Raw genomic sequence first — 26,922 nt, forward strand, 5'->3', positions numbered from 1 at the left:
TTCGTGCCAGTAGAAGATGGTTTTCTTTTCACATCTAACAGAGATGAAAAAAAGTATCGCCCTACTATTGAACCAAAAATATATATTGAAAATAAGGTAAAGCTACTTTACCCTAAAGATGAAAAAGCTGGTGGTACTTGGATTGTAACAAGAGAAAACGGCACATGTATAGTGCTACTGAATGGCGCTTTTATAAATCATCAAAAAAAAGAGGATTACCTTAAAAGTAGAGGCGTTATTTTAAAAGAGATAATAACAGCGGAAGATCCAAAGTTTTTTTTTACTGAAATGAATTTAAAACAAGTGGAACCCTTCACGTTAATTATTTTTCATAACAAACAATTAACAGAAGTGAAATGGGATGGTGTTGAAAAACATATCATTCCAAAACAAATTAACAAGCCGCATTTTTGGTCTTCGGCAACTTTATATAATTCAGATCAACAAAGAATACGTCAAGAATGGTTTCAAGATTTTTGCACTTCAAAATCAAGGTTAACCATTGATAATATATTATCATTTCATAGTAATACGCATTCTGAAAATACTGAATATGGTTTAGTAATTAATCGCAAAGATAAAACCCAAACTGTTAGCATAACGCAATTAGTAGTAAAAAACAATAAAGTTGAAATGACCTATCTCGATAGAGTTAAAAATAAATTTACTAAAAACATAAGGTTTTGAGAACACTAAAAAACACCATTCATAGAATCCTAAATTGGGAACATTGGAATACAAATGTGATTTATTTTCCCATATTTTTCTATTGGATTTTTTTGAGCATCAAAGCACGCTCATTAGGTTTTTTTAATGCGAGTAATCCTAAAATAATAAATGGTGGTTTTGCACTAGAGAGTAAAAAAGAAATTTATGATTTAATACCGACTCAATATTATCCAGACACCTTGTTTTTTAAAGCTCATGAAACAGTGGATAATATAAAAAATGCTTTAGAAAACACTTCTATTAATTTCCCTTTTATAATTAAACCAGATATAGGTTTACAAGGACTGAGAGTAGAAAAGATTAATTCTTGGAAATCATTAAATGCATATTTACAAAAAACGAATTATGATTTTTTAGTACAGAAATGTATCAAATATCCATTAGAAATAGGAGTATTCTATTATAGAATGCCTAACGAACGTCAGGGAGTTATCTCTGGAATAGTGAACAAGGACTTTTTAATTGTTGAAGGTAATGGCATAAATACAGTACAAGAACTTGTAGAACAAAATTCAAGATTTGCTTTGCAATTAGCAACCCTAAAGAAAAAATATGGGGATAAGTTAAACGCTGTTTTACCTAAAAGAGCAAAACTTAATTTGATGCCATACGGTAATCATGTGAGAGGAAGCAAATTTACAGATGTGAGCCATAAAATTAATGATAACCTATTGCAAACCATCAATAACATTTGTTTACAAGTTCCAGATTTCCATTTTGGAAGATTAGATATTATGTTTAATTCTTGGGAAGATCTAGAACAAGGTAAAAACTTTTCTATTATTGAACTTAATGGTGCAGGAAGTGAGCCAACTCATATTTATGATCCCAAACATTCCATCTTTTTTGCTTGGAAAGAAATTATAAAACACTACAATATTTTATATAAAATTAGCACCCATAATCATCAAAAAGGATACTCTTATCTCAATTTACAAGAATCTAGACAATTAATTATAGATAACAAACGGTTAACTAATTATTTAAAATCTATCTCATAACTATGAAATGGATAGCTACATACCGTTTAAATAACAAACCCTTTTTACTCGGATTTATAATTAGTCTCATTGGGTCTTTGCCTTTAGGATATCTCAATGTAATTGGTTTAGAAATTTTGATGGAGCAAGGTAAATTGGCTAACATATCCTTTATTATAGGTATTATCATTGTTGAGTTTTTTGTTCTTAGAATAACCAGTTATGGTGCAAAGTGGTTGGTAAAACAAAAAAAGCTATTAATTTTCATAGATGTTTTTACAATCCTATTTTTTGCAAGTATTGCATTATATTTTATTAGTAATATTAGTAATGATGAAAGTTTTAGTTTATCACAATTACAATTTGCGAAATACCCACTGATTCTTGGAGTGCTTCTATGTGGTTTAAATGCAATTCAATGGCCTTATTGGTCGGGAATTTACATGTATGTTTTCCGAACTAATAAACTTAAAACAACTAAAAAAGCTAATTACATATTTATTATTGGAGCCTTGATAGGTACAGGAGTTGGTATGTTGTTTATCGCATACATCGGACAATATATTTTGGCTGAAAACAACATTGAAATGACTCATTATCTCAATTCGGTCTTCGCTGTATTATTTTTCATATTAGCAGCTATTCAAATAGCCAAACTGTTTATACATCAAAATAAAAAAGTAAAAGAAGCTAATACAACAAGGCTTTGATTTACAAAAAATAATAATATCTAAAAAACACAGAAAAACATGAAGCCAAGAGAAATCTTTATCGCATTAGCAACATTTATTTTACTAACCATTGGGGTAGTTTCACTATTTTGGAAATCCATCTTATGGAGTTTGATTGTCTTTGCGCCACTACTAATTATTGGTATCTATGATATTACTCAAAAAAAACATGCGATAAAAAACAACTTTCCAGTTATAGGGCGTTTGAGATATCTTTTAGAATCTTTCCGACCTGAAATTCAACAATATTTTGTAGAAACCGATACTGAAGGCACACCTATAAATCGCATGTTTCGGTCGTTAATTTATTCTCGTGCCAAAAATGAAAATGATACCACACCTTTTGGGACTAAATCAGATGTTTATCACGTTGGGTATGAATGTATGGCGCATTCCATGTATCCAAAGCATCATGATGAAGTAGAACAGAATCCAAGAATTCTATTTGGAGGAAAAGACTGTAAACAACCTTATAATGCGAGTATCTTAAATATTTCTGCTATGAGTTTTGGCTCGTTAAGCAAGAATGCAGTTTTAGCATTAAGTAAAGGCGCCAAATTAGGAGGTTTTGCACATAATACAGGTGAAGGTGGATTAAGTCCATACCATTTAGAAGGTGGTGGCGATTTAATTTGGCAAATAGGAACTGGGTATTTTGGTTGCAGAACGAAAGATGGAGATTTCTGTAAAGATACCTTTGAGAAAAAGTCTTTAATAGACAATGTGAAAATGATTGAAATCAAGCTTTCACAAGGAGCGAAACCAGGTCATGGAGGTATTTTACCAGCATCAAAAAATACGGAAGAAATAGCGAAAATTAGAGATGTAGAACCACATACAGAGATACTTTCACCAACGTATCACAAGGCTTTTAATAATGCTGAAGGTTTATTGCATTTTGTGCAGCAATTGCGAGAACTTTCAGGAGGGAAACCTGTTGGGTTTAAGCTTTGTGTAGGTAGTAAAGACGAGTTTATTGAAGTTTGTGAAGCTATGAAAAAAACTCAAATTCTTCCCGATTTTATAACCGTTGATGGAGGAGAAGGCGGAACAGGAGCAGCACCTGTTGAATTTTCTAATTCTATTGGGTTACCACTACGTGAAGGTTTGTCATTTGTAGTAGATAGTCTAATACAATATAAGTTTAAAGACCAAATCAGAATCATTGCTTCTGGACGCGTTTTTTCAGCTTTTCACATCATTCGATTAATTGCATTAGGTGCAGACACAGTTAATAGTGCTCGTGCTATGATGATGGCAATTGGTTGTATTCAGGCATTGCAATGTAACACTAATACCTGTCCAGTTGGTGTAGCAACTCAAGATAAAAGTTTAATGAAAGGTCTAGACGTTAATGATAAATATGTTCGAGTAGCTAGTTTTCATAAAAGAACGGTAGATAGCTATTCTGAAATGATTGCTGCTGCAGGATTGCGTAATGGTGATGAGATTCAACGAAAACACATTTTACATCGTAAAGGGCCAAATAAAATGGTGACTTACGAAGAATTATATCCAGAACTTCAATATTAAAACAATGAAAAATATATTATTAATCATACTTGTAATCATAGCTATAGCTATGCTCATCATTGGAATTTTTTGGAAAATGGTAGCACCAGCGCTTACAGGAATCGGGTTTATTATTATTTCAATTTTATTTAATAAAAAACACTAATGAAAACAACCGTAATTTCATCAGAATTGTCTTGGTTATATTTCAATCAATGTATTATTGATGAAGCTGCCGATGTTACAAATCCGCTATACGAACGCATTAAGTTTTTGGCTATTTTTTCTTCAAATTTAGATGAATTTTTTAGGGTAAAAGTAAATCATTTAGCAAGTGATAAAAGCACTAGAAAAAGCAAGCTGTTTAACACAATCTTACACGAAATTAATCTACAACAAGAGCAATTTGGTGACATTTGGAGAACTCAAATTATTCCTGAATTACTACAAAACAATATCATTGTTTATCAAGGACAGCCCATTGACACCTGTCATTTAAAAGAAATTGGACGCTATTTTAAAAGCGAGGTATTATCGTTTATTCAAATTGTTTTTATTAAAAATGAAACCGATACTATTTATTTTTTAGACAACAGAAGGTTGTACTTTTTGGTTAAACTAAAAAACCCCGAAAATCGGTTTGAATATGCGTATATCAATATTCCATCAGATAAATTAGACCGCTTTAAACTACTTTCAAAAAAAGATCACACAAATTATATTATTTCTTTGGATGAAATTATAAAGTCATGCTCGCACTTTATTTTTGCAAATTACACCATTGTGTCTTGTTTTGCCATTAAGATGAATCGTGATGAAGATTATGAAATTGAAGATGAAGATTCTGGTAATTTAATAACTAAGATTAAGCATAAAATCAAAGAACGAAAAACAGGCCTGCCTACTCGCTTTTTATATGATACCACAATGCCTGTTGAAGATATTGTATTATGTAAAAATACGTTTCAACTTAAAAAACGGGAAATGGTTTCTGGCGGAACCCATCATAATTTATTTGATTTGTTCAAATTCCCAAATCCATTAAAACCAAAACTTCAAGGTCCAAATTATCCAGCTCTTGAGCATCCAGCTTTTGAAAATTCAAATTCAGTTTTTGATGTCATTGATTCAAAAAACCAACTCTTACATTTTCCATATCATTCGTATCATTATGTACTACAATTTTTTAACCAAGCCGCAATAGATAGTCGAGTAACTAAAATTAAGGTGACATTATATAGAATTTCTACGCAATCCTTAATTGCAAATGCCTTGATAAGTGCTGCTAAAAACGGAAAAAAAGTAACTGTTTTTGTAGAAGTAAAAGCACGCTTTGATGAAAATAATAATTTGTATTGGGCACATGAAATGAAAAAAGCTGGAATCAAAATTATTTATAGCATGCCAAATTTAAAGGTTCATGCCAAAATAGCTTTGGTAACTATGAAAATTGATGCCAAAACCAGTAAAGAATATGCTTATATGGCCACTGGTAATTTCAATGAAAGTACTGCCGCAATTTATGCAGACCATGGCTTTTTTACGGCTAAAAAGAACTATACATCAGATATTGAAAAGGTGTTTAGGTTTCTTGGAACTAAAGAAAAAAACAGTGAAATGAATACGCTTTTAGTAGCTGGTTTTAATATGAAGGAGCAGATGATCAGTATGATTGATAACGAAATAGAAAATCATATTGCTGGTAAATCTTCAGGAATTTTTCTAAAAGTTAATGGTATTGATGAGAAAGATATTATTGATAAACTTTATGAAGCGAGTCAAGCTGGTGTTAAAATCACCTTAATTGTTAGAGGAATTTGCAAGTTGTTACCTGGTATAATTGGCATAAGCGAAAATATAAAAGCGTACAGAATTGTAGACATGTATTTAGAACACGCAAGAATTTACAAATTCAATAATGCGGGAAACGAGAAGCTATTTTTGTCTTCTGCAGATATGATGGGTAGAAATTTAAATAGAAGAATTGAAGTAGGATTTCCTATTGAAGATGAAAAATTAAAATCTGAAATCAATCAAATCATACAATTTCAATTAGATGATAATACTAAAAGAAGGACTATAAATTCTGAAGGAAAAAACGAATTAATTCCAGATAAAAAAGCACCAAGACGAGCGCAATTAGATAGTTATAATTGGTTAAAAGAACATGTTACATGCTAAAAAAAATTATCTATATCGCAATTCTTACAGTCACTCTCTCTTGCAATACCAATTCGCAAGCATTATTTGATATAAGTAAACATTACGATTTAAAAACACCGTCAGAATATTTTGAAATGCCTTATGAATTAAGAGAAATATCAGGAATTGATACTATAGACGCACACCAACTTATAAATCATAATGATGAAAAAGGTGAACTGTTTATTTATGATTTAAAAAATAAATCTATCAAAAAAACAATTCCTTTTGGTGAAAATGGTGACTATGAAGATGTTGCTGTCGTAGGAAAAACAACTTTTGTATTACGTTCAGACGGAACACTTTATGAAATAAAAAACTATTTAGAAAGCCCAAAAACAACTATTCATAAAACTTTTTTAACAGCAAAAGATAATGTGGAAGGTCTCTGCTATGACAAAGAAAATAATCAGTTATTATTAGCAACTAAGGGAAATAAAGTGAAGAAAATATATACTTTTTCTATTGAAAACAAAGTGTTGAATCCAAAACCTATTTTTGAAATTAACCCAAAAAGCATCAAAAAGCACTATCACGTTAAAAATGATTTTTCACCAAGCGCCATTGCCATTCATCCTCTTACTAAAAATTATTTTATACTTTCTTCAATAGGAAAAATGCTTGCAGAGTTTGATAATAAAGGAAATTTGATACACCTCTATAATATAAATTATACCCATTTTAGACAACCGGAAGGTTTATGCTTTTCTGAGAATGGCGATATGTATATTTCCAATGAAGCCAAAGGCAGGAATGCAACTGTTTTAAAATTCAAATATTTATTATGAAAAAAGCACTTTATTTTATGCCAGATATTAGTGGATTTACAGATTTTGTAAATAATACTGAAGTAGAACATAGTATTCATATTATTTCCGAATTGCTTGAAATTTTACTAGATAATAACACCGTAGATTTAAAATTAGTGGAAGTAGAAGGTGATGCATTATTTATGTATGTTACAGATATACCGAGTTATGAAAAACTAACTCAGCAAATAAATGTAATGCACGAAGCCTTTCATAAACATACTCAAAATTATGACACCATGCGAATCTGCAATTGTGGTTCGTGTAGGACAACAACAAATTTAGAACTTAAATTTTTAGTGCATTATGGTGATTTGAATTTCATTAAAGTGAAGGACATTATTAAACCTTATGGTAGTGAAGTTATAAAAATCCATAGGTTGTTAAAAAATAAGATATCTTCAAATGAGTATATGTTGTTTACTATAGCAGTTTATGAATTATATAAAAGCGAAATCGATGATGGTTGGAACAAAAACACAGAAATCTACGATTTAAAAAGTCTCGATTATTTCTATAAAAATTTAGAAATTATAAACGCTAAAATTGAAGTAGAAAATACAGAGTCAGAGGAACAAATAGAAAAACCTATTCTTACATTAGAAAAAACAATAAACGCCAACATTCAAGATCTTTACACCTATATAAGTGAACTAAAATATAGACATCTTTGGGATAAAGAAGTCAAGAGAATTGAATACGATGCCAATAAAATAAATAGAATTGGCACAGAACATAATTGCGTTTTAAATTTTGGAAACATGAAGTTTGAAACCATTACCGAACCTTCTTCAGACCATTTAACCTATGGCGAAAAAACTAAAGAAATGCTGTTTACTGATGCCTTTACATACTTGATTAAGCTTCATAAAATAGACCAAGACACCACCAAGATTGTTTTAGATATTTATATCACTTTTTCTACAGTAGGCACTTTTATGAAAAATACCATCACAAAAAAAGTAACCAAAATGTGGAAACAAAAATTAAAGCAATTGGAAGCACTATCAAAAAATAAAATTCAACTATAACTCACTTTAACAATGCATTTAATAGTTCAAAAAACCTCAAAATTTGTATTAGATTATTTGAATACAAATTTAAGCACATCATACATCTACCACAATTATCAACATACACATTATGTGGTTTCAAAAATAGAGGAAATAATAGCAACTGAAAATTTAACAGACGAGGAGAAGCAAATTGTATTTCTTGCTGGTTGGTTACACGATATAGGCTATACCATTGACAAAGCCAAACATGAGGATCATAGTATGTCTATCGCAAAAAAATATTTGGACGAAAATAATTATGATGCTGCTAAAACAGCTAAAGTTTTGGCCTGTATTAATGCTACAAAGCTTCACGAAACACCAAATAATAAGTTGGAAGAAATTGTTCATGATGCAGATTTTGCGCATTTAGCAGATGCTAATTATGAAGCCATATCAGAGAATCTTCGATTAGAATTCGCTGATACCAATTGTGGTACGTATTCAAATGAAGCGTGGGCACAAGAAAATATTAAGATTTTTAACAATCATAAATACTACACCAAACATGCTAATTTAAATTGGAATCCGATAAAAAGTGAAAACCTAAAAGCATTACATAAGCAATTAAAAAAACAAACTAAAAAGTCAAAAGAAAAAACAGATTCAAATAATCGTTCAGAGCGAAGCGTTGATACTTTGTTTAGGGTGACTTTAAAAAATCATATTACATTAAGTGATATTGCTGATACTAAAGCTAATATTTTGCTTTCAGTAAATGCCATTATTATTTCTATGGCGTTGTCTAATTTAATTCCAAAATTCGATAATCCTAGCAATGAGTATCTAATATATCCGACCGTTATTTTTGTGAGTTTCAGTGTGGTTTCCATGATACTCTCTGTTATTGCAACACGACCAAACGTTACTTCTGGAAAATTTACCAAACAGGATGTAGCCAATAAGAAAGTGAATCTTTTATTCTTTGGTAATTTTCATAAAATGGCATTGCCAGAATTTGAAGAAGGCCTCACTCAAGTTATGAATGATAAAGATTATTTATACAGTTCCATGAGTAAAGACTTGTACTTTTTGGGTAAAGTTCTAAATAGAAAATATCAGATTTTAAGATGGACTTATTCCATTTTTATGATAGGAATTGTTGTTTCTGTAATAGCCTTTGCTGTTTTTTATAAATTGTTATGCGTAGTAGTATGATTTCTAAAAAAGTAACATTCAAGAATAATAAAGGTCAAACTCTAGCAGCTCGACTTGAATTACCTGAAAATGAAACACCAAGAGCATTTGCCCTATTTGCGCATTGCTTCACCTGCAATAAAAACTTAACTGCTGTGCGAACTATTGGAAAAACCCTAACTGAAAAAAATATTGCGGTGCTACGCTTTGATTTTACAGGTTTAGGCGAAAGCGAAGGCGATTTTGAAAGCACCAATTTTTCATCAAATGTGGAAGATTTATATAGTGCTGCTCAGTTTTTATCAGAAAATTATCAAGCACCTTCGTTATTGATTGGTCACTCATTAGGTGGTGCTGCAGTTTTGTTTGCTTCCGCAAAAATTCCTTCGGTAAAGGCCATTGCAACCATTGGTGCACCTTCAAATCCGGAACATGTAGCACATCTTTTTAAAAATAGTGTTGACGAAATTAATGCATCTGGAAAAGCTCTTGTATCCATTGGCGGAAGAGATTTTACCATTCAAAAACATTTTTTAGATGATATTCAAGACAAAAACATCAAGCATAATTTGGATGCATTTAAAAACTCGATTCTCGTTATGCATTCACCACAAGACACAACAGTTGGAATAGAAAATGCTGCCGAGATATATAGAGCGGCACGTCATCCAAAAAGTTTTGTATCCCTAAATGGAGCTGATCATTTATTGTCAAACAAAAGAGATTCTGAGTATGTAGGTCATATTATTGCGACTTGGGCAGATAGATATTTGTAGCCTAAATATTGTCAGTATTACCGTTTTTAGACGTCTGTTATTTTAAACAACAAACTTATGAGAGCACTTGTAATTTCTGGTGGTGGTAGCAAAGGCGCTTTTGCAGGAGGTGTTGCAGAATATCTTATCAACGATTGTTGTCATCATTATGATTTGTTTGTTGGCTGCTCTACAGGTAGCTTATTATTGTCTCATTTGGCCATTGGGAAAATAGATAAAATCAAGAAAGTATATACATCGGTTTCACAGGATGATATTTTTAGTATTAATCCTTTCAAGATAAAGAAAACTAAAACTGGCTTTAAAACCTCTATACATCACTTTAATACCATAAGAACATTTTTAAAAGGTTGTCCAACTTTTGGCGAAAGCGATAATTTAAGACAGCTTATAAGAAACAGCATATCACGCGAAGATTTTAATGCTATAAAGAAGAGTAATAAAAAAGTAATTTTTACGGTTTCAAATCTTACTTTAGATACGATAGAATATTATAATTCAGACGATTGCACCTATAATGATTATTGCGATTGGGCTTGGGCTTCTTGTAATTTTACGCCTTTCATGAGTATTTTGGATAAAAATAATTATCAGTATGCTGATGGTGGTTTTGGTAGTTATGTACCCATTTTATGTGCCATAGAAAACGGAGCTTGTGATATTGATGTCATTATTTTAGAAAATGAAAATAACGATACAAAATATCCTATAATTACAAATCCATTTTCATTATTATTCAGAACTTTTAAATTTATGAACCATCAAAATAGTGCGAAGGATATCATTATTGGGAAACTCATTGGATTAAATAAAAAAGTCAATATCAATTTTTATTATACGCCTTATCAATTAACAGATAATCCTTTAATTTTTGATGCAGAACAAATGACACAATGGTGGAAGGATGGCTTTGAATTTGCCAAATCTAAAAACCCTATTAGTTTTTGCCATATTCCAAATACAAACGATTAATATGATTATTATAAATTCTTTAGTAGCGCTTTCAAGTGCATTATTGTTTAATGTTAAACTAAATAAGAATACAACCGTTGAAGAACAAAAATTAAGAGCTATTTCTATTGCAGATCTTCAGCAACAGTTAAAGAATGATGATGCTAAGAAAGCTTTTTGGATTAATATATACAACGCGTATTTTCAAATATTGTCTAATTCAAAAAAGGCTAAAAGGAAAACCATTTTCACAGAGAAGTCAATTGAGATTGCACAGAATACATTTAGTTTAGATGATATAGAACATGGTATTTTGAGAAGATACAGAATGAAAAAGAGTTTTGGATATCTGCCTAATCCTTTTGTGTCGTCATTAATTAAAGCTTTAGCAGTTCAAACAATAGATTATCGCATTCATTTTGCTCTAAATTGTGGTGCTAAAAGCTGTCCACCCATCGCTTTTTATACTCTTGAAAAATTAGATAAAGAATTAAATTTTGTCACAGAATCATTCCTTTATTCTGAAACTTCTATCGACGATAATAATAAAACCATATCCACATCAAAATTACTATTTTGGTATTGTGGAGATTTTGGTGGTTATTTCAAAATAAAAAGTGTTTTAGAAGCTATTTTAAATCAAAATTTAGCTAATTATAAACTGATGTTTAATGAGTATAGCTGGGAAGCCCAATTAAGCAATTATATAACAGATTAACAGATAATAAAATGAAAAGCAGATAGATTTATCTAATTTTTTCATATAAAAATTAAATAAGGAGACAACTACCTAAATTTAATAAAAACCAAATGACTAAAACAGATTTAATAATAAAAAAAACTCTTGAATACCTCAAATATCCTTCTGTAGTAGGCTATGAACAGCCATTTATTAATAAGCTTGAAAAAGATTTCAAATCTCTTCAATTAAGTACTCAACGCCACTCTGGTTTATTGTCAGTAAAAGGAAATCTACCTAACTCTAATATTGTTTCAGTTCACATTGACAGACATGGTCTTATTTCAAATGGGAAAGGAGAATTAGAGTATGCTGCTTACCGTGTTAAAAGTCAAAATACCAATAGTGAAATTGAGCCAAATAAAAAGATGTGGGAAAAAATAGCATCTCGTTTTGAAAATGAAAAGGTTTACGCCTATGAACCAACAACTGGAAAAAATATTGGAAGCGGAAGAGTTGAAAAATGTTATATATGTCCTGTTAGAAATAATTTTGTTTTTCAAGTGGAAGAGTTAGTCCATTTAAAATCAGGCATTCCTGTAAGTTTTTCATCTCATTGCGGAAATAGCAAAAAATCAATAGAAGGTCAACTAGATAACGTGATTAATGCAGCATTGGGTTTTGCATTGTTCAAATTTGGATTTCAAGGCACTCTATTGTTAACTGAAGGAGAAGAAATTGGTGAAAGTTGGAGTCATATTTACAACTATTTTTTAGACCAAAAAATAGAAACAAGCAGACTTATTGTACTAGACACAAGCCCATTTGAGGATGATAAATCTATCAATATGAATTCCGTTATTCTTCGTAGTAGAGATAACAACTCGGAGTTTGAGCCAGTATTAACACAAACGATTAGAGAGAAATGTGCATCTCTAAATATTCCATTTTTAGTGAAGGATGAATACTTAACAAATTCTAAAAAAACAACTAATATTGGAAATACCGAATTAGGGCATTTAATATCTAATAGTAAAAATAAAATTTCTGGCACAACTGTGCAAATAGCAACAATGGGTTATCATTCAAATAAAGAAAGAGCCAATTATGAAGCAATTCATAATGTTTTTAGGATATTATCGGAAACATTAATTTAATATATATAAGAATGTAAATAGCAAATAGGATGTTGGGTTATTCCAAAATAACAAATGTTCTAAATGATGTTTAAAATAAAAATTTTACACACTATAAACTCATATTTTATAAGCAGTATTGAAACGCTCAACTTAACAATTATGTATACGAAATGACATTTTTTTATAAAATAGGTTGCTTTATTTTTTATATGCTATTAATTTCTTCTGAATGTAATGCACAAGAAATCATAAAAGCCTTTAATGAAAACAGTTTCTCTAAACAGGAAATAGCAATGCTAAAATCTACATATGGACAAAACAAAACCTTTATTGAAGATTACGAAAAGCAGATACTAATAACCTTGTCATATTTTCCCGAACTCAAAAATGTTAATATAGTTTTTAGGGAAAGAAACAGAAAAACACCATTGGCAACCCGACCAACTTTTTTAAGCATGTTTTGTCAGGCTAAAAAAAGAACCTATATCATTACCATTAGCAATAAAAGTACCGATTATCTCAACACTATTATATTTAAAAACTTAACATTCAATGCTCAAATAGGCGTTTTATCACACGAATTGGCTCATATATCAGATTATCTGAATAAAGGATTTGGCAAAATGCTCGTCATCGCAAAAAATGAGTTGTTTTGTCCTAAAGCTGTTGATACATTAGAATATAGTACCGATTTATCGAGCATCAACCACGGATTAGGCTATCAACTTTTAGAATGGAGCACTAATGTACGAGTCAATCTCAAAAGAGCAAATTGGCTTGGGGCAGTTAATTTATCGGAAGATGAAAAAAGCGAACGGTATATGAATCCTTCAACTATAGCAGAAGTAATTTCGAAACATCCATTGTATCAAAAAGACTGAATATCAAGAGAATTTGTCAGGATTGAAGCGTTTTTGTGTCTATACCCTAAGTAACTGATATTTTAAAAATGCGACTCACCTTTCAGACTTTATTTCAGAAAATCAAACAACCTTTTCAACAAGGGTTAGGTGTCAATGAAATAATTAAAGCTGTTATTGTGAGTTTACTGTTTACGGTTATTCCTGTATTTGGAATTACCACAATTCTTTTAACTTTTTTGGCTATAAAATTCAAACTTAATTTACCAATTATGGTTGTTGTGAGTTATTTAGCAACTCCTTTACAGTTTATACTTTTTATACCATTTATACATATTGGAGAGACTATTTTTAATACCAAACACACGTTATTAACTGTTGCCGACATTAAAATAGCTTTTGAAAGCTCATTTTTTCAAACTATAAAACAACTTTTTTTCGAATTAATTTGTGGTGTAAGTGGTTGGTTATTATTGGCGTTACCAATTGCACTATTAAGTATCCTATTAATTAATAAAATATATAAAAATGAAATCATTAAAAATTAAAAGCATTTTAGTTTTCATAGTGCTATTTCATACAATTTCTAGTTTTTCACAAGAACAATTATCTGTAAAAGCATTTGAACAAGGTATACAAAATGATGTTCAGTTATTAGATGTGCGTACAAAAATTGAATATAATGAAGGCCATATTAAAAATGCGAGTCAAGCCAATTGGTATGATAAGGTTGAGTTTTCAAAAAAAATAGATACATTAAGTAAATCAAAACCTGTCTATCTTTATTGTAAATCAGGTGTTAGAAGTAGCGCAGCTTCAAAGCTATTAACTTCAAAAGGATATAAGGTTTTTGAACTCAAAGGAGGCATTGATCAATGGATTTTGGAATCAAGAAGTGTAGTTCATTACTAATTAAAATCACATATATCACTACTAAATTTTATATCGAGATAGTGTAGGGAGGTTTATAATAACACTCTAATTATTAAGGTAGAGTTAAAAGTTAGTTAATATATTTAAGCATTTGCTTAAATACGTAATTAATTATATATTTGTATAACAAATCAAATAGTTTAAATAAAAATAATATAGACTTATGAAATTAGAAATAACCTGTACACGAGCGGAAGCTAACCATAAGCAGTTACATAACTGTATGGAGACATTGGATAACATGGAAGAAAGTTTTCAAAAAATGACAAAACTTTTATCCATCGCTGGGAGTGATGTAAGGTTGAAAATTCTTTATTTATTGAATTTAGAAAATGAATTATGTCCTTGTGATTTAGCAGATATTCTAAAAATGAGTGTGCCTGCAATTTCACAACACATACGTAAAATTAAGGATGCAGGAATTATCTCTTCAAGACGCGATGGTCAAACGCTTTACTATTCATTAAATAGAGATGAAACAGAGATATTTAATAGCATTTTTGAGTCCATAGAATTAATTAGAAAAACAGCGTAATTTATAAAGAAATGAAAACAGAAAAAACATCAAAAAATGCAGCATACACAGGTTTGGTTGCTGCTGTAGCAGCATCATCTTGCTGCATACCACCAGTTATTGCGTTAATTGCTGGAGTTGGTGGAAGCGCTTCTGCCCTATCTTGGATGGAACCTTTTAGACCTTATTTAATTGGGTTGGCCATTGTAGCAATTGGCTATGCTTGGTACAACTATTTAAAACCAGTAAAAGCAGAAGATTGTTGCGAAGTAGATGCAAAACCAAAATGGTTTCAAACTAAAGGGTTTTTAATTGGTATTACATTGTTTGCAGCAGTTTCAATTGCATTTCCATATTACTCTTCAATCTTTTATCCAGATAACAAGAAAGAGGTCGTTGTGGTAAGTCAATCAGATATTCAAACAGTGAATTTTAATGTTAAAGGAATGACTTGTGCCTCTTGTGAAGAACACGTTAAGCACGCTGTTAATGAATTAGAAGGCATTGTAGATGTGAAAGCTTCTTATGAAAAGGCTAATGCTGAAGTGGAGTTTGATAATACAAAAACGACAAAAGAAGATATAATTAAAGCAATAGATGCAACGGGTTATAAAGTAATTAATAAATAAAATTCTTAATTGTGAAAAATTATATAATCATTTTACTTTTTACCATTGTAATGGTTTCTTGTAAAGAGAATAAAAAGGAAACAGATTCAAATCCTGTAGAAAATAAGATAATAACCCAGGATGTAGTTAGTCCAATTATAAACGTTGGAAAAGGACCTGACGCCTTATTTCTAACCCCTAATAAATCATTCTTATATGTTGCCAATGTAGAGGACACATTAATTTCAGTTGTTGATACGCAAACGGAAAAGGTTGTTAAAAATATTAATGGTATTAAATACCCTTGGGGTTTTACTCGATTAGCCAAAAGTAATTTAGTTGCGGTTAGTGGATACGATAAGCAGTTGGTAATTATCGATTTTACAAATCATTCAATTGTTAATCAGAAGGTTTTTAAAACTCACTTGGGAGGCATTGCGTCAGATAAAGAAGGTAAGTATGTTTATGTGATAGCGATAGATGAAAATAAAGTATTGCAGTTAAATTCTAAAACACTTAAAATAATAAATACGTTTTCAACCGGAAAAGGACCAGATGGTATTGGTGTTTCAAAGGATAACAGCACATTATTTGTCACGAATACTGAAGACGGAACAATTTCAGTAATCAACACATTAAGCAATACTCAGAAAATAATTGAAACAGGTGGAAAACCAGAGCTAATTCACTATAACAAAGACCACTCCCTATTATTTATAAGTAATTTCTTAAAAAACAAAATTCATATAATAGATACAGAAAAGACTGCAATTGTAAAGGAAATTGAAAACATAAAAACTCCTGAAGAAGCTGTGCTCTCTGAAGATGAAAAATTGCTATATGTTGTAAGTTTTGATTTCGGTGAGCTAAATGTATATGATGCATCCACATTAGAAAAGCAATCCATTACTTATAAGACTGGCAATAAACCGATAGGTGTGATGCCTTTGGGAAATAAATTATACGTTTCCAATTATGGAGATAATTCCATTTCAGTAATCAAAAAATAAACTTAAAATTAATATCATGAGAAATCTATTTTTAATACCATTTGTAGTTTTAATGTTGCTTTCTATTAACGCAAATGCACAATGTTGCCCTGTTTCAAAAATCGATAAAACAGTAGCAGTAAATAACAATTTACAAACAGCAAAAACAGTGAAGTTAAAAATTACGGGTATTACTTGTGCAGGTTGTTCAAACACTATTTATAAAGCGCTTAAAGAGGTTAATGGCGTAATCGAACATTCGGTAGAATATCCTGGTGACATAGCCATTATTGAGTTTGATGACACAAAAACCAGCATTGAGGCCTTAAAAAAAGTAATCGAAAAGAAAGGTTATAAAGTAGAATTAATAAAAGATAAGATTGAAGGAAAAGTTTAATTTTTTAAAGCCTAAAGGCTTCAAAGAAAACGAATTTAATAATCAAAAATATATTTAAAAATAAACAAGCGATGACAGTAAATAAAGAGACAGTAACATTAAAAATAAACGGAATGACCTGTACTGGATGTTCATCTCATATTGAAAAAGATTTAAATGCAACAGAAGGCATTGTAAGCACTTTTGTAAATCACGAAACAGGAGAAGGGAAATTTATTTTTGATACAAATAAGTTAAGCAATCAAGATGTTATTAATGCTGTAAACAAAGTAGGTCATTATTCAGTTGTTGAAGCTATTGAAAAGGAAGATTGCTGTGTTACAAATGCTAAAGATTATGATGGTAAGAATCAATTCGATTTAATTGTTATTGGTGGTGGTTCAGCAGCATTTTCTGCAGCCATAAAAGCGGAAAGCATTGGTTTAACAACATTAATGGTAAATGGTGGATTAGATTTTGGTGGCACCTGTGTCAATGTTGGCTGTGTACCTTCTAAAAATTTGATTAGAGCTGCAGAAACAGCATATCAGGCAACACATTCCAATTTTAAAGGAATTAAGCCAAAAGGTGTGGAGATTGACTTTACCCAAGTTATAAAAGACAAGAAAACCTTAGTAACTACTTTACAGCAACATAAGTATTTGGATGTAGTGAGCGATTTCAAAAACTTAACAATGCTTAAAGGTTGGGCAGAATTTGTAGATAATAAAACCATTCTTGTAAATGGAAAAGATACCTACATCGCAACTAACATCATTATAGCTACAGGTGCGACAACAAACATTCCTAACATTGAAGGGCTGAATAAAGTAGGCTACTTAACGAATGTATCTTTATTCGATTTAGAAGAAAAACCAAAAAGCTTAACCATAATGGGAGCTGGCTATATTGGATTGGAAATTGCAATGGCATATAACCGTTTGGGAGTAAAGGTTCGTATCATAGAATTTACAGATAGACCATTGCGTAGCCAAACCCAAGATATTACGGATGTTTTAGAAGAGCTAATGAAAAGTGAAGGGATTGAAATCCTTCCTAATTTTAGAGCTATTAAATTTGAAAAAGATGGCAACAACACTATTATTTATTGCAAATGTCCTGATGGTTCTACCACACAAATCATCGAAGAAGGCCATATTGTCGTAGCTACAGGAACAAAACCAAATACTTCTAAATTAGGTCTTGAAAATATTGAATTAAACCTGACAGATAAAGGACATATTTTAGTTAACGAAAAAATGGAAACTAATATTTCCAATATTTATGCAGGAGGTGACGTAACAAACACACCGCCTTTTGTATATACAGCAGCAAAAGAAGGAAGTACAGCAGTAAATAACGCCTTTTCTTTAGCAAAAAATAGGGTGGACTATACCTCTCTACCTTGGGTAGTATTTACAGATCCACAAATTGCAGGAGCAGGTATGGATGAAGTAGAAGCCGAAAAATCAGGCATTCCTTTTGAAGTGTCTAAATTAGATTTAATTCACGTTCCAAGAGCTTTAGCAGCTCAAGATACCAGAGGGTTTATAAAGCTAATTCGCAATACCGAAACAGATAAATTAATAGGCGCAAGAGTTATAGCGCCAGAAGGTGGTGAACTCATCCAACAATTAAGTATGGCTATTAAGTTTGGTATTACAGTAAAAGATTTAGCTGAAAGTTTTTATCCATACTTAACACTAGGAGAAGGAATCAAATTAGCAGCAATTACCTTTGGAAAAGATGTTTCTAAATTGAGTTGTTGTGCGTCTTAATCCTATTTAAATAGGATAAATATGAAAAAATCGCGATTTGAGAATTATAATTGGATTTCAATTGTCAGTTTTTAGGTATTCTCCGTCCATATTAAATATAGAATGTAATTGTACTGCCGTTTTTAGCTTTAATTCCTAAATGTAGCTTGAGTTAAGGTTATAACTTCTATTGGTAATAATTAAAATCACATATACTAAACAATGAAAGCATCAGACTTATTTATTAAAGCCTTAGAAAATGAAGGTGTAGAATACATTTTTGGAATACCAGGAGAAGAGAATTTAGATTTTTTAGATTCTATGAGAACTTCAAAAATTAAATTAGTGTTGACAAGACACGAACAAGGTGCTGGTTTTATGGCTGCAACGTATGGACGATTAACAGGAAAACCAGGAGTTTGTCTATCTACACTTGGACCTGGTGCTACAAATTTCACAACTCCAGCTGCTTATGCACAATTAGGAGCTATGCCAATGCTAATGATTACGGGTCAGAAACCAATTAAAAAGTCGAAACAAGGCAGATTTCAAATTGTTGACATTGTAGAATTAATGAAACCAACAACTAAATATACACGTCAAGTAGTTAATGGCAACAATATATCTGCAATGGTGAGAGAATCTTTTCGCTTAGCAATGGAAGAACGACCAGGAGCTGTTCATATAGAATTACCTGAAGATATAGCAGCAGAAGATTGTGAAGATAGAATTTTTGATGTCGTTGATTTTAGAAGACCAGATGCTGATGAAATGTCCATTAGAGATGCTGCTAAAATGATAGAGTCTGCAAAAATGCCCTTATTATTAATTGGTGCTGGCGCAAATAGAAAACGAACAAGTCAAGCCTTGGCTGCTTTTATTGAAAAAACGGGAATTCCTTTTTTTAATACGCAAATGGGAAAAGGTGTTGTAGATGAACGTCACTCTAAATTTATAGGAACTGCAGCTTTATCAGCTAATGACTTTTTACATTGTGCAATTGGAAGAGCTGATTTAATTATTAATGTAGGACATGATGTGATTGAAAAACCACCATTTTTTATGGAAGAAGGTGGCACAAAAGTGATTCATATTAATTTTTTTCCTGCACAGGTAGATGCCGTTTATTTTCCTCAATTAAATGTGATTGGTGATATTGCTTCTTCGGTAATTCATATAGCAAAACATATAAATACAAAAGCCAATTGGGATTTTTCTTATTATGGCAGAATTAAAAACGAAGTAGAAACCCATTTGTCTAAATATTCTGAAGACAACCGTTTTCCTATTTTACCTCAACGCTTGGTTCATATAGTTAGAGAAGAAATGCCTGAAGATGGTATAGTAACCTTAGATAATGGAGTGTATAAAATATGGTTTGCTCGAAATTATAAATGCTACCAACCTAATACCTTGTTATTAGATAATGCATTAGCAACAATGGGAGCTGGTTTAGCTTCTGCTATGTGTGCTAAACTGATAAACCCTAATAAAAAAGTGATTTCTGTTTGCGGTGATGGTGGTTTTATGATGAACTCTCAAGAATTGGAAACAGCCACACGATTAGGATTAAATATGGTCGTTATTATATTAAATGATAGCTCATACGGAATGATAAAATGGAAACAAGAAGGAATGGGATTTGATAATTTTGGGTTGGATTATAAAAATCCTGATTTTGTAAAATATGCCGAAAGTTATGGAGCTATTGGTCACAGACCAACTTCTGACGACAATTTTAAAGAAATCCTATCAAAATGTTTAAATGTGGATGGCGTTCATGTCATTGATTTGGCTGTTGATTATTCATTAAATCATTCCATATTAAACGTGTTGTTGAAAGAGAAAACCTGTACCCTTTAAAAGATAAAACATGTCAGATTATTATAAAAAGTCAATTGAGCTTCATAAAAAATTACAAGGTAAGATTGAAGTAACAAATAAAACTAAAGTTGCTTCAAAAGAAGACCTAGCAGTTGTTTATTCACCAGGTGTTGCTCAACCATGTTTAGATATTCAAGAAAATCCAGAATTAGCTTATGATTATACTATCAAAGGGAATACTGTTGCAATAGTTTCTGATGGTTCTGCAGTGCTAGGGTTAGGTAATATTGGTCCAAAAGCTGCAATTCCGGTTATGGAAGGTAAGGCCATGTTGTTTAAGCAATTTGCAGGAGTAGATGCGTTTCCAATTTGTCTGGACACTCAAAATTCTCAAGAAATTATCGATACCGTAAAAAGAATTTCCCCTGTTTTTGGTGGTGTAAATTTAGAAGATATTTCTGCACCTCGCTGTTTTGAAATTGAGGCAGCATTGCAAGAGATTGGAATACCCGTTTTTCATGATGATCAGCACGGAACAGCCATTGTAACTTTAGCAGGAATTTTAAATTCTTGTAAAGTATTGAATAAAAAAATTAGTGAACTTAAAGTGGTCATCAATGGAGCAGGTTCTGCTGGTGTAGCCATTGCCAAATTACTCAGATGTATAAGTTTAAATCCTTCACAATGTTTATCTGTTAAAGAGATCATTATTTGTGACAGTAAAGGAATCATTCATAAAAACAGAACAAACTTAAATCCTGTAAAAGAAGAGTTATTAACCTATTCTAACCCTAATAATGTTGAAGGTTATTTACAGGATGCTATAATAGGTGCCGATGTATTTATTGGTGTTAGTAAAGGAAATATTTTATCTGCTGAAGATGTTAAAACTATGAATGTAAATCCAGTAATTTTTGCTTTGGCAAATCCAGAGCCAGAAATTACACCTGAAGAAGCTTATAAAGGAGGTGCCGCTATTGTAGCGACCGGACGAAGCGATTACCCGAACCAAGTAAATAATGTATTGGTGTTTCCAGGTATTTTTAGAGGCGCATTAGACGGTCGAGCAAAAAAAATAACGCCAATTATGAAGTTGGCTGCTGCTTATGCACTGGCCGATTATGTTGAAAATCCAACAAGAGAGCGAATAATTCCTTCTTCATTTGATGAAGGTATTGTTAATAATGTTTCGAGTGCTGTAGCCAATTCATGTTCCATAATATCTGAACATAATCACAATAGAATTTAAAATATGAAAACCGAGAATAGTACCAATAATAGTTTTTGCCTTCCCAAAAATGATTACCCAATAATAGTGGTAATCGGAGCAGGATTTGCTGGTATAAACTTTATAAAGAAATTAGATAATAAACCAGTACAAATAGTTTTAATTGATCAAAACAATTTTCATCAATTTCAACCATTATTGTATCAAGTTGCTATAAGTGGTCTTGAACCAGATGCGATAATATCGCCAGTAAGAAAATTGTTTAAATCATGTATTAATATGATTTACAGAATGGCTAAAGTTGAATATATCGATCATGCAATTAATAGAGTTCAAACAGATATTGGCTATGTAGATTATGATCATTTAGTGATAGCAACTGGGAGTTCAACTAATTATTATGGTTCAAAAAATATTGAAAAATATAGTATCGGTTTAAAAAATATTCATGATGCTTTAAACATTAGAAGCTGGATGCTTCAAAACTTAGAAAAAGCTGTAGATGGTTGTAATGTTTTAAATAAAGAAGAGCTTACAAGGTTTGTAATTGTAGGTGGAGGACCAGCTGGAGTTGAAATGGCAGGTTCTTTGGCAGAGTTTAAAAAGTTTTTACTTAGAAGTGATTACCCTGAAATAAATCCTGATGCTATGAAAATTTATCTGATTCAAGCAGCAGATAAAGTACTGCCAGCTATGTCTGCAAAAGCGTCCAAACACGCTTTAAAAATATTAAAAAATTTAGAGGTTGAAGTGTTGTTAAATAGTAGAGTAAAAGATTATGATGGAGAAAAACTATTAATACTTCGCGAAGAGGGAGAGCAAACCATTAATACCAATACTGTAATATGGACTGCTGGTGTAAAAGGTAATGCATTAGAGGGTATTCCAGAAACCGCATTAGTTCCTGGTAATAGATTAAAAGTAAATGAAAATAGCCAAGTAGAAGGCTTAAAAAATGTTTACGCTATAGGAGATGTTGCCGCTATGATTACAGAAGATAATCCTAGAGGACACCCAATGGTTGCTCAAGTTGCAATTCAACAAGGAAAAGCGTTAGCTAAAAACATTTTAACAAAAATTGAAACGGGAAGTTACTTAAATAAATTTCACTATGTCGATAAAGGGTCTATGGCAACTATAGGTAAAAAAGATGCTGTTGCAGATTTAAAATTTACTTTTTTAGACGGTAGAATTGGTTGGGTACTTTGGTCTATTATTCATCTTGTTTCAATTACTGGTTTTAAAAATCGATTTAGAGTGGCATTTAGTTGGATTATGAAGTACTTTTCTTATGACAAAGCCAACCAACTAATTGTTAGAAAATACGAAAGAAAATAAAACACGAAATTTATGTTACAAATAACATCACCTTACGATTTAAGTCTCATCAAAGAAATTCCTTTAGTTGGAAAAGTTGAAGTGGAAAAAGCACTTTCAACAGCTTATAACTTATTTCAAAATCAATCTAAATGGATCGCTCCACACGAGCGCATTGCAATTTTGAAGCGTACAGCAAATATAATGGAAACTAGAATTGATGAATTAACCAAAACTGCTGCTCAAGAAGGTGGGAAACCTTTAGTAGATTCTAAAATTGAAGTTTTAAGAGCCATTAATGGTGTTCAAATTGCTGCAGAAACTATTGGACAACTAAAAGGAGAACAAATTCCTATGGGATTAACCAAAGCCTCAGAAAATCGCTTGGGTTTTACCACTCGTGAACCTATTGGAGTGGTTAGTTCTATTAGTGCTTTTAATCATCCATTAAATTTAATTGTTCATCAAGTAATAACGGCTGTTGCTGCTGGTTGCCCAGTTATTGTTAAACCTGCACTTACAACGCCTTTATCGTGTTTGGCTTTAGTGGATATTATAAAAGAAGCTGGCTTGCCAGATGGTTGGTGTCAGGCTATAATTTGTAAAAATGAAGATGCTGAGGTTTTAGTTACTGATAAAAGAATTAATTACTTTTCATTTATAGGCTCTTCAAAAGTAGGCTGGTATTTAAAATCAAAATTAGCACCAGGTACAAGGTGCGCTTTAGAACATGGTGGAGCAGCTCCAGTGATTGTTGAAAAGGATGCGGATTTAAGTGAGATGTTACCATCACTTTTAAAAGGTGGTTTTTATCATGCAGGACAAGTTTGTGTTTCGGTGCAACGTGTTTTTGTTCATGAATCAATTTGTGAGGATGTTGCCAATAAATTAGCTGAAATGACAAGTAAATTAGTAGTTGGTAATCAAATGGATCCAGCAACAGAAGTTGGACCACTAATCTTACCTAGAGAAGTAAATCGTGTAGAAGAATGGGTGAATGAAGCTGTAACTAGAGGAGCAAAAGTGTTAGCTGGTGGAAGACGAATTTCTGAAACCTGTTATGAGCCAACTGTTTTATTAAATCCGCCAATGGATGCTAAGGTTTCTACTTCAGAAATATTTGGGCCTGTGGTTTGTGTTTACTCTTATTCAGATAGAGAAAAAGCCATAGAAAAAGCCAATAGTTTGGATGTACATTTTCAAGCTTCTGTATTTACTAAAAATTTAGATATAGCATTAGACTGTGTTAAAAAATTGAACGCTACAGCTGTAATGGTAAACGATCATACCGCATTTCGGGTAGACTGGATGCCTTTTGGTGGTAGAGATGCTTCAGGAATTGGAATGGGAGGTATTCAGTACACAATGCATGAAATGACAAGAGAAAAACTCATGGTTATTAAAAGCAATGTACTATAAAAATTAGAATGTAATTGCTTATAAATAATATAAAGCCACAAAATGCAATGCTTAATGTTTTAAGTAGTTTTCAATTGTCAATTGTCAATTGTCAATTGTCAGTTTTCAGTTATTCTCCGTCTATATTTAATATAAAATATAAATTCAATGTATTATAAAAAGTTGTTAATTATCGTAATACTTTCAATGTCAGGACAGGTGTTTTCACAATCTGAAGGAAATACTTCTAAGAGAAAAATAGAAATAGGAACTGAATTACAGGTCTACCCCGTTGGTTATATGACTATGATAACTTCGAATATTTTTATAAAGGAAGATTTAGCGCTTCGATTTAGGTTAGGTGGTAATTTTGCTAATCGAGAAGATTTTAGCGGGTTTAATGATGACGAAGTTGCTGAGGGTTTTGGTGGAAGTTTTGGATTGGTAAAATATATGCCTTACTGGAAAGGTAATTTCATTTTCGGTGCATCGTTAGACACGTGGAATATGTGGACTAAATGGAAAGATGGTATAAATACATCAAACCCTACATCTGGAACCACGTACAATTTAGTTATACAACCTTGGATAAATGCGGGCTATTTATGTAATCTATCAAATAAATGGAATGCAGGAATTTCATTGGGATTCGGAAGAGAAATAAATGTCATAACTCGTGGCGAAAATGTTGGCGAAGGTTGGATGGGAATTGCAACATTTTCATTGAATTATGTGTTAAATTAAGTTTGAATATATTCATTTTTATAAGTATATACATTGGTTTCATAAAATGATGTTTTTGGCATTATCTTCTACTAGTAAAAAACCTAAGAAAGGATATAAAACATCCATACATTACTTCAAGAATATATGTCAAATTTATATGTTATTTATCTTGTCAAATTTTGCTAATTCTGTTGATAATTGGTTCGACATTTTTTCTGTACGCTCTACTACAAGCCAGATACGAAAGTATTTGGCTTTTTTTTACCCTTATTTTTATAGTTTTATGTTGGTTATGCAATCTTCTTATTATAAACCAATGATTAAGGTGTAAAGGTGTTAATCCAATTCCCATTATTCATAAAAAAACCTTTCAAGAAATTGAAAGGTTTTTGAACTGTTTTTATGTTTAAGGTATTTAAAATTTATCTATTACAAATCCTTTAGGAATGGTAGCGCCTTTTTTAATAACAACAATGCCATCTTTTACTAAGTATGTATCTGTTTCGGTATCTTCTAAATGTTTACCTCCATTTATTCTAACATCATCAGCGATTCTACAATTTTTATCAATAATGGTGTTCTTTATAAAGCAACGTTCTCCAATGCCTAATAAAACGCCAATCTTATTTTTATCAATCTCTTCAAGCGTTTCATAATGATCTGTACCCATCATATATGTATTAGAGACTGTTGTCTCTTTGCCAATTCTTGATCTAATACCTATAACTGATTTTTCAATTTTTGCTGCACTAATGAGGCAACCTTCAGCAATAATAGATCTTACTAACGTTGTGCCTGCAATCTTGCTTGTAGGTAGCATTCTTGCTCTAGTGTAAACGCGTTTCTTTTTATCGTATAAGTCAAATTTTGGAATATCTTCTGTGAGTCCAATATTAGCTTCAAAGAATGAATCTATGTTTCCGATATCTGTCCAATATCCTTCATATTGATAACTCAATGTTTTATGATTTTCAATACTTTGTGGTATAATCTCTTTTCCGAAGTCATTAGTTTCTGGGTTTTCCATCAATTTGGTCAACAAATCTCTATTGAAAATATAAATACCCATTGAAGCTAGGTAATGTCTTCCTTGGTTTTTCATTTCATCACTAACCTCTGAAGTCCATTCTGGTAGAAGCTTTTCATCTGGCTTTTCAATAAATGAGGTCACTACATTTTTGTCATCAGATTTCATAATACCAAAAGATGTTGCTTCTTTTGCATTTACAGGTATAGTTGCAATAGATATTTCTGCATTACTTTTTTCATGAGCCTCAATCATTTTTTTGTAATCCATTTGGTATAATTGATCTCCAGATAGAATTAAAAAATATTTAAAGTCATGTCTTAGAAAATGATGCATACTTTGTCGAACAGCATCTGCTGTACCTTGAAACCATGTTTTATTATTAGGTGTTTGCTCTGCAGCTAATACATCTACAAAAGCAGAACTGAAAAAGCTAAAGTGATAGGTGTTTTTAATATGACGATTTAATGAAGCCGAATTAAATTGCGTCAATACAAACATTCTTTTTATGTCTGAGTTGATGCAATTAGATATAGGAATATCTACCAATCGATACTTTCCTGCAATAGGTACTGCTGGTTTTGAACGTTCGGCAGTTAGAGGGTATAGTCTTGAGCCTTGTCCTCCTCCTAAAATTATTGATAATACATCATTATTAATCATAG

Annotated in this window: 26 protein-coding genes; 25 read left to right on the top strand and 1 reads right to left on the bottom strand. The window is 31.5% G+C overall.

The features are described from left to right. The first annotated feature begins 3 nt into the window (after positions 1-3). The 25 genes from IM744_RS15540 (at position 4) to IM744_RS15660 (ending at position 25,248) form a co-directional block, all read left to right on the top strand. Complete coding sequence (locus tag IM744_RS15540) at positions 4-687, top strand: NRDE family protein (RefSeq protein ID WP_194509069.1); 684 nt, start codon at positions 4-6, stop codon at positions 685-687. After that, entirely contained in the window at positions 684-1,730 is a 1,047-nt protein-coding gene (locus tag IM744_RS15545; RefSeq protein ID WP_194509070.1) for an ATP-grasp domain-containing protein, read from the top strand. Before IM744_RS15540 ends, IM744_RS15545 begins: the two co-directional genes overlap by 4 nt. A gap of 2 nt (positions 1,731-1,732) precedes the next feature. Then, positions 1,733-2,419 (top strand): hypothetical protein, encoded by a 687-nt coding sequence (locus IM744_RS15550; RefSeq protein ID WP_194509071.1) that lies wholly within the window; start codon positions 1,733-1,735, stop codon positions 2,417-2,419. A 39-nt stretch (positions 2,420-2,458) separates the two neighbouring features. Further along, positions 2,459-3,973, top strand: coding sequence for an FMN-binding glutamate synthase family protein (locus IM744_RS15555; RefSeq protein ID WP_194509072.1), 1,515 nt, complete (start codon positions 2,459-2,461; stop codon positions 3,971-3,973). Between the two features lie 144 nt (positions 3,974-4,117). Further along, positions 4,118-6,133, top strand: a complete 2,016-nt coding sequence (ppk1, locus tag IM744_RS15560) for a polyphosphate kinase 1 (RefSeq protein WP_194509073.1) — start codon at positions 4,118-4,120, stop codon at positions 6,131-6,133. Continuing rightward, on the top strand, positions 6,127-6,942 hold the full coding sequence (locus IM744_RS15565; RefSeq protein ID WP_194509074.1) for an SdiA-regulated domain-containing protein: 816 nt from the start codon (positions 6,127-6,129) through the stop codon (positions 6,940-6,942). The genes ppk1 and IM744_RS15565 overlap by 7 nt, the downstream gene beginning before the upstream one ends. After that, on the top strand, positions 6,939-7,994 hold the full coding sequence (locus tag IM744_RS15570; RefSeq protein WP_194509075.1) for a DUF2652 domain-containing protein: 1,056 nt from the start codon (positions 6,939-6,941) through the stop codon (positions 7,992-7,994). Before IM744_RS15565 ends, IM744_RS15570 begins: the two co-directional genes overlap by 4 nt. Positions 7,995-8,006: 12 nt before the next feature. Then, the gene (locus IM744_RS15575) at positions 8,007-9,176 is read left to right on the top strand and encodes a Pycsar system effector family protein (RefSeq protein ID WP_194509076.1); all 1,170 of its coding nucleotides are present in this window, start codon (positions 8,007-8,009) and stop codon (positions 9,174-9,176) included. Then, positions 9,161-9,931, top strand: a complete 771-nt coding sequence (locus IM744_RS15580; RefSeq protein ID WP_317175398.1) for an alpha/beta hydrolase family protein — start codon at positions 9,161-9,163, stop codon at positions 9,929-9,931. The genes IM744_RS15575 and IM744_RS15580 overlap by 16 nt, the downstream gene beginning before the upstream one ends. A gap of 57 nt (positions 9,932-9,988) precedes the next feature. Beyond that, on the top strand, positions 9,989-10,903 hold the full coding sequence (locus IM744_RS15585; protein ID WP_194509077.1) for a patatin-like phospholipase family protein: 915 nt from the start codon (positions 9,989-9,991) through the stop codon (positions 10,901-10,903). 1 nt (position 10,904) lies between these two features. Next, a complete protein-coding gene (locus tag IM744_RS15590) occupies positions 10,905-11,600 on the top strand; it encodes a DUF547 domain-containing protein (protein ID WP_194509078.1) in 696 nt (231 codons plus the stop codon). A gap of 92 nt (positions 11,601-11,692) precedes the next feature. Further along, positions 11,693-12,718, top strand: coding sequence for a hypothetical protein (locus tag IM744_RS15595; protein ID WP_194509079.1), 1,026 nt, complete (start codon positions 11,693-11,695; stop codon positions 12,716-12,718). Positions 12,719-12,909: 191 nt separating this feature from the next. Continuing rightward, positions 12,910-13,581, top strand: a complete 672-nt coding sequence (locus IM744_RS15600) for a hypothetical protein (RefSeq protein ID WP_194509080.1) — start codon at positions 12,910-12,912, stop codon at positions 13,579-13,581. A gap of 68 nt (positions 13,582-13,649) precedes the next feature. After that, on the top strand, positions 13,650-14,108 hold the full coding sequence (locus IM744_RS15605) for a DUF2062 domain-containing protein (protein WP_194509081.1): 459 nt from the start codon (positions 13,650-13,652) through the stop codon (positions 14,106-14,108). Next, entirely contained in the window at positions 14,089-14,472 is a 384-nt protein-coding gene (locus IM744_RS15610) for a rhodanese-like domain-containing protein (RefSeq protein WP_194509082.1), read from the top strand. The genes IM744_RS15605 and IM744_RS15610 overlap by 20 nt, the downstream gene beginning before the upstream one ends. 283 nt (positions 14,473-14,755) lie before the next feature. Next, entirely contained in the window at positions 14,756-15,028 is a 273-nt protein-coding gene (locus IM744_RS15615) for an ArsR/SmtB family transcription factor (RefSeq protein WP_379660211.1), read from the top strand. 11 nt (positions 15,029-15,039) lie between these two features. Further along, a complete protein-coding gene (merTP, locus tag IM744_RS15620) occupies positions 15,040-15,636 on the top strand; it encodes a mercuric transport protein MerTP (RefSeq protein ID WP_194509084.1) in 597 nt (198 codons plus the stop codon). A gap of 11 nt (positions 15,637-15,647) precedes the next feature. Next, complete coding sequence (locus IM744_RS15625) at positions 15,648-16,625, top strand: YncE family protein (protein WP_194509085.1); 978 nt, start codon at positions 15,648-15,650, stop codon at positions 16,623-16,625. A 16-nt stretch (positions 16,626-16,641) separates the two neighbouring features. Next, a complete protein-coding gene (locus IM744_RS15630; protein WP_241738350.1) occupies positions 16,642-17,001 on the top strand; it encodes a heavy-metal-associated domain-containing protein in 360 nt (119 codons plus the stop codon). A gap of 71 nt (positions 17,002-17,072) precedes the next feature. Continuing rightward, a complete protein-coding gene (gene merA / locus IM744_RS15635; protein WP_194509086.1) occupies positions 17,073-18,758 on the top strand; it encodes a mercury(II) reductase in 1,686 nt (561 codons plus the stop codon). Positions 18,759-18,959: 201 nt separating this feature from the next. After that, complete coding sequence (locus IM744_RS15640) at positions 18,960-20,600, top strand: acetolactate synthase large subunit (RefSeq protein ID WP_194509087.1); 1,641 nt, start codon at positions 18,960-18,962, stop codon at positions 20,598-20,600. 10 nt (positions 20,601-20,610) lie between these two features. Continuing rightward, complete coding sequence (locus IM744_RS15645) at positions 20,611-21,810, top strand: NAD(P)-dependent malic enzyme (RefSeq protein ID WP_194509088.1); 1,200 nt, start codon at positions 20,611-20,613, stop codon at positions 21,808-21,810. A gap of 3 nt (positions 21,811-21,813) precedes the next feature. Next, the gene (locus IM744_RS15650) at positions 21,814-23,127 is read left to right on the top strand and encodes an NAD(P)/FAD-dependent oxidoreductase (protein ID WP_194509089.1); all 1,314 of its coding nucleotides are present in this window, start codon (positions 21,814-21,816) and stop codon (positions 23,125-23,127) included. 12 nt (positions 23,128-23,139) lie between these two features. Beyond that, a complete protein-coding gene (locus tag IM744_RS15655) occupies positions 23,140-24,525 on the top strand; it encodes an aldehyde dehydrogenase family protein (protein ID WP_194509090.1) in 1,386 nt (461 codons plus the stop codon). Positions 24,526-24,672: 147 nt separating this feature from the next. Next, positions 24,673-25,248: a hypothetical protein gene (locus IM744_RS15660; RefSeq protein ID WP_194509091.1), complete on the top strand. Its 576-nt coding sequence runs from the start codon at positions 24,673-24,675 to the stop codon at positions 25,246-25,248. A gap of 397 nt (positions 25,249-25,645) precedes the next feature. Here IM744_RS15660 and IM744_RS15665 read toward each other — a convergent pair whose 3' ends face one another. Beyond that, the gene (locus IM744_RS15665; protein WP_194509092.1) at positions 25,646-26,920 is read right to left on the bottom strand and encodes a glucose-1-phosphate adenylyltransferase; all 1,275 of its coding nucleotides are present in this window, start codon (positions 26,918-26,920) and stop codon (positions 25,646-25,648) included. Positions 26,921-26,922: the final 2 nt, after the last annotated feature.

This window comes from Psychroserpens luteus (assembly GCF_015319355.1).
GTDB classification, from domain to species: domain Bacteria; phylum Bacteroidota; class Bacteroidia; order Flavobacteriales; family Flavobacteriaceae; genus Psychroserpens; species Psychroserpens luteus.

Coding starts and splice junctions, on each gene's coding strand:
- IM744_RS15585 (WP_194509077.1), top strand. CDS start 9,989: ATGAGAGCACTTGTAATTTCTGGTGGTGGTAGCAAAGGCGCTTTTGCA.
- merTP (WP_194509084.1), top strand. CDS start 15,040: ATGAAAACAGAAAAAACATCAAAAAATGCAGCATACACAGGTTTGGTT.
- IM744_RS15650 (WP_194509089.1), top strand. CDS start 21,814: ATGAAAACCGAGAATAGTACCAATAATAGTTTTTGCCTTCCCAAAAAT.
- IM744_RS15605 (WP_194509081.1), top strand. CDS start 13,650: ATGCGACTCACCTTTCAGACTTTATTTCAGAAAATCAAACAACCTTTT.
- ppk1 (WP_194509073.1), top strand. CDS start 4,118: ATGAAAACAACCGTAATTTCATCAGAATTGTCTTGGTTATATTTCAAT.
- IM744_RS15595 (WP_194509079.1), top strand. CDS start 11,693: ATGACTAAAACAGATTTAATAATAAAAAAAACTCTTGAATACCTCAAA.
- IM744_RS15600 (WP_194509080.1), top strand. CDS start 12,910: ATGCTATTAATTTCTTCTGAATGTAATGCACAAGAAATCATAAAAGCC.
- IM744_RS15555 (WP_194509072.1), top strand. CDS start 2,459: ATGAAGCCAAGAGAAATCTTTATCGCATTAGCAACATTTATTTTACTA.
- IM744_RS15665 (WP_194509092.1), bottom strand. CDS start 26,920: ATGATTAATAATGATGTATTATCAATAATTTTAGGAGGAGGACAAGGC.
- merA (WP_194509086.1), top strand. CDS start 17,073: ATGACAGTAAATAAAGAGACAGTAACATTAAAAATAAACGGAATGACC.
- IM744_RS15575 (WP_194509076.1), top strand. CDS start 8,007: ATGCATTTAATAGTTCAAAAAACCTCAAAATTTGTATTAGATTATTTG.
- IM744_RS15645 (WP_194509088.1), top strand. CDS start 20,611: ATGTCAGATTATTATAAAAAGTCAATTGAGCTTCATAAAAAATTACAA.
- IM744_RS15580 (WP_317175398.1), top strand. CDS start 9,161: ATGCGTAGTAGTATGATTTCTAAAAAAGTAACATTCAAGAATAATAAA.
- IM744_RS15590 (WP_194509078.1), top strand. CDS start 10,905: ATGATTATTATAAATTCTTTAGTAGCGCTTTCAAGTGCATTATTGTTT.
- IM744_RS15570 (WP_194509075.1), top strand. CDS start 6,939: ATGAAAAAAGCACTTTATTTTATGCCAGATATTAGTGGATTTACAGAT.
- IM744_RS15630 (WP_241738350.1), top strand. CDS start 16,642: ATGAGAAATCTATTTTTAATACCATTTGTAGTTTTAATGTTGCTTTCT.
- IM744_RS15610 (WP_194509082.1), top strand. CDS start 14,089: ATGAAATCATTAAAAATTAAAAGCATTTTAGTTTTCATAGTGCTATTT.
- IM744_RS15550 (WP_194509071.1), top strand. CDS start 1,733: ATGAAATGGATAGCTACATACCGTTTAAATAACAAACCCTTTTTACTC.
- IM744_RS15565 (WP_194509074.1), top strand. CDS start 6,127: ATGCTAAAAAAAATTATCTATATCGCAATTCTTACAGTCACTCTCTCT.
- IM744_RS15660 (WP_194509091.1), top strand. CDS start 24,673: ATGTATTATAAAAAGTTGTTAATTATCGTAATACTTTCAATGTCAGGA.
- IM744_RS15615 (WP_379660211.1), top strand. CDS start 14,756: ATGACAAAACTTTTATCCATCGCTGGGAGTGATGTAAGGTTGAAAATT.
- IM744_RS15655 (WP_194509090.1), top strand. CDS start 23,140: ATGTTACAAATAACATCACCTTACGATTTAAGTCTCATCAAAGAAATT.
- IM744_RS15640 (WP_194509087.1), top strand. CDS start 18,960: ATGAAAGCATCAGACTTATTTATTAAAGCCTTAGAAAATGAAGGTGTA.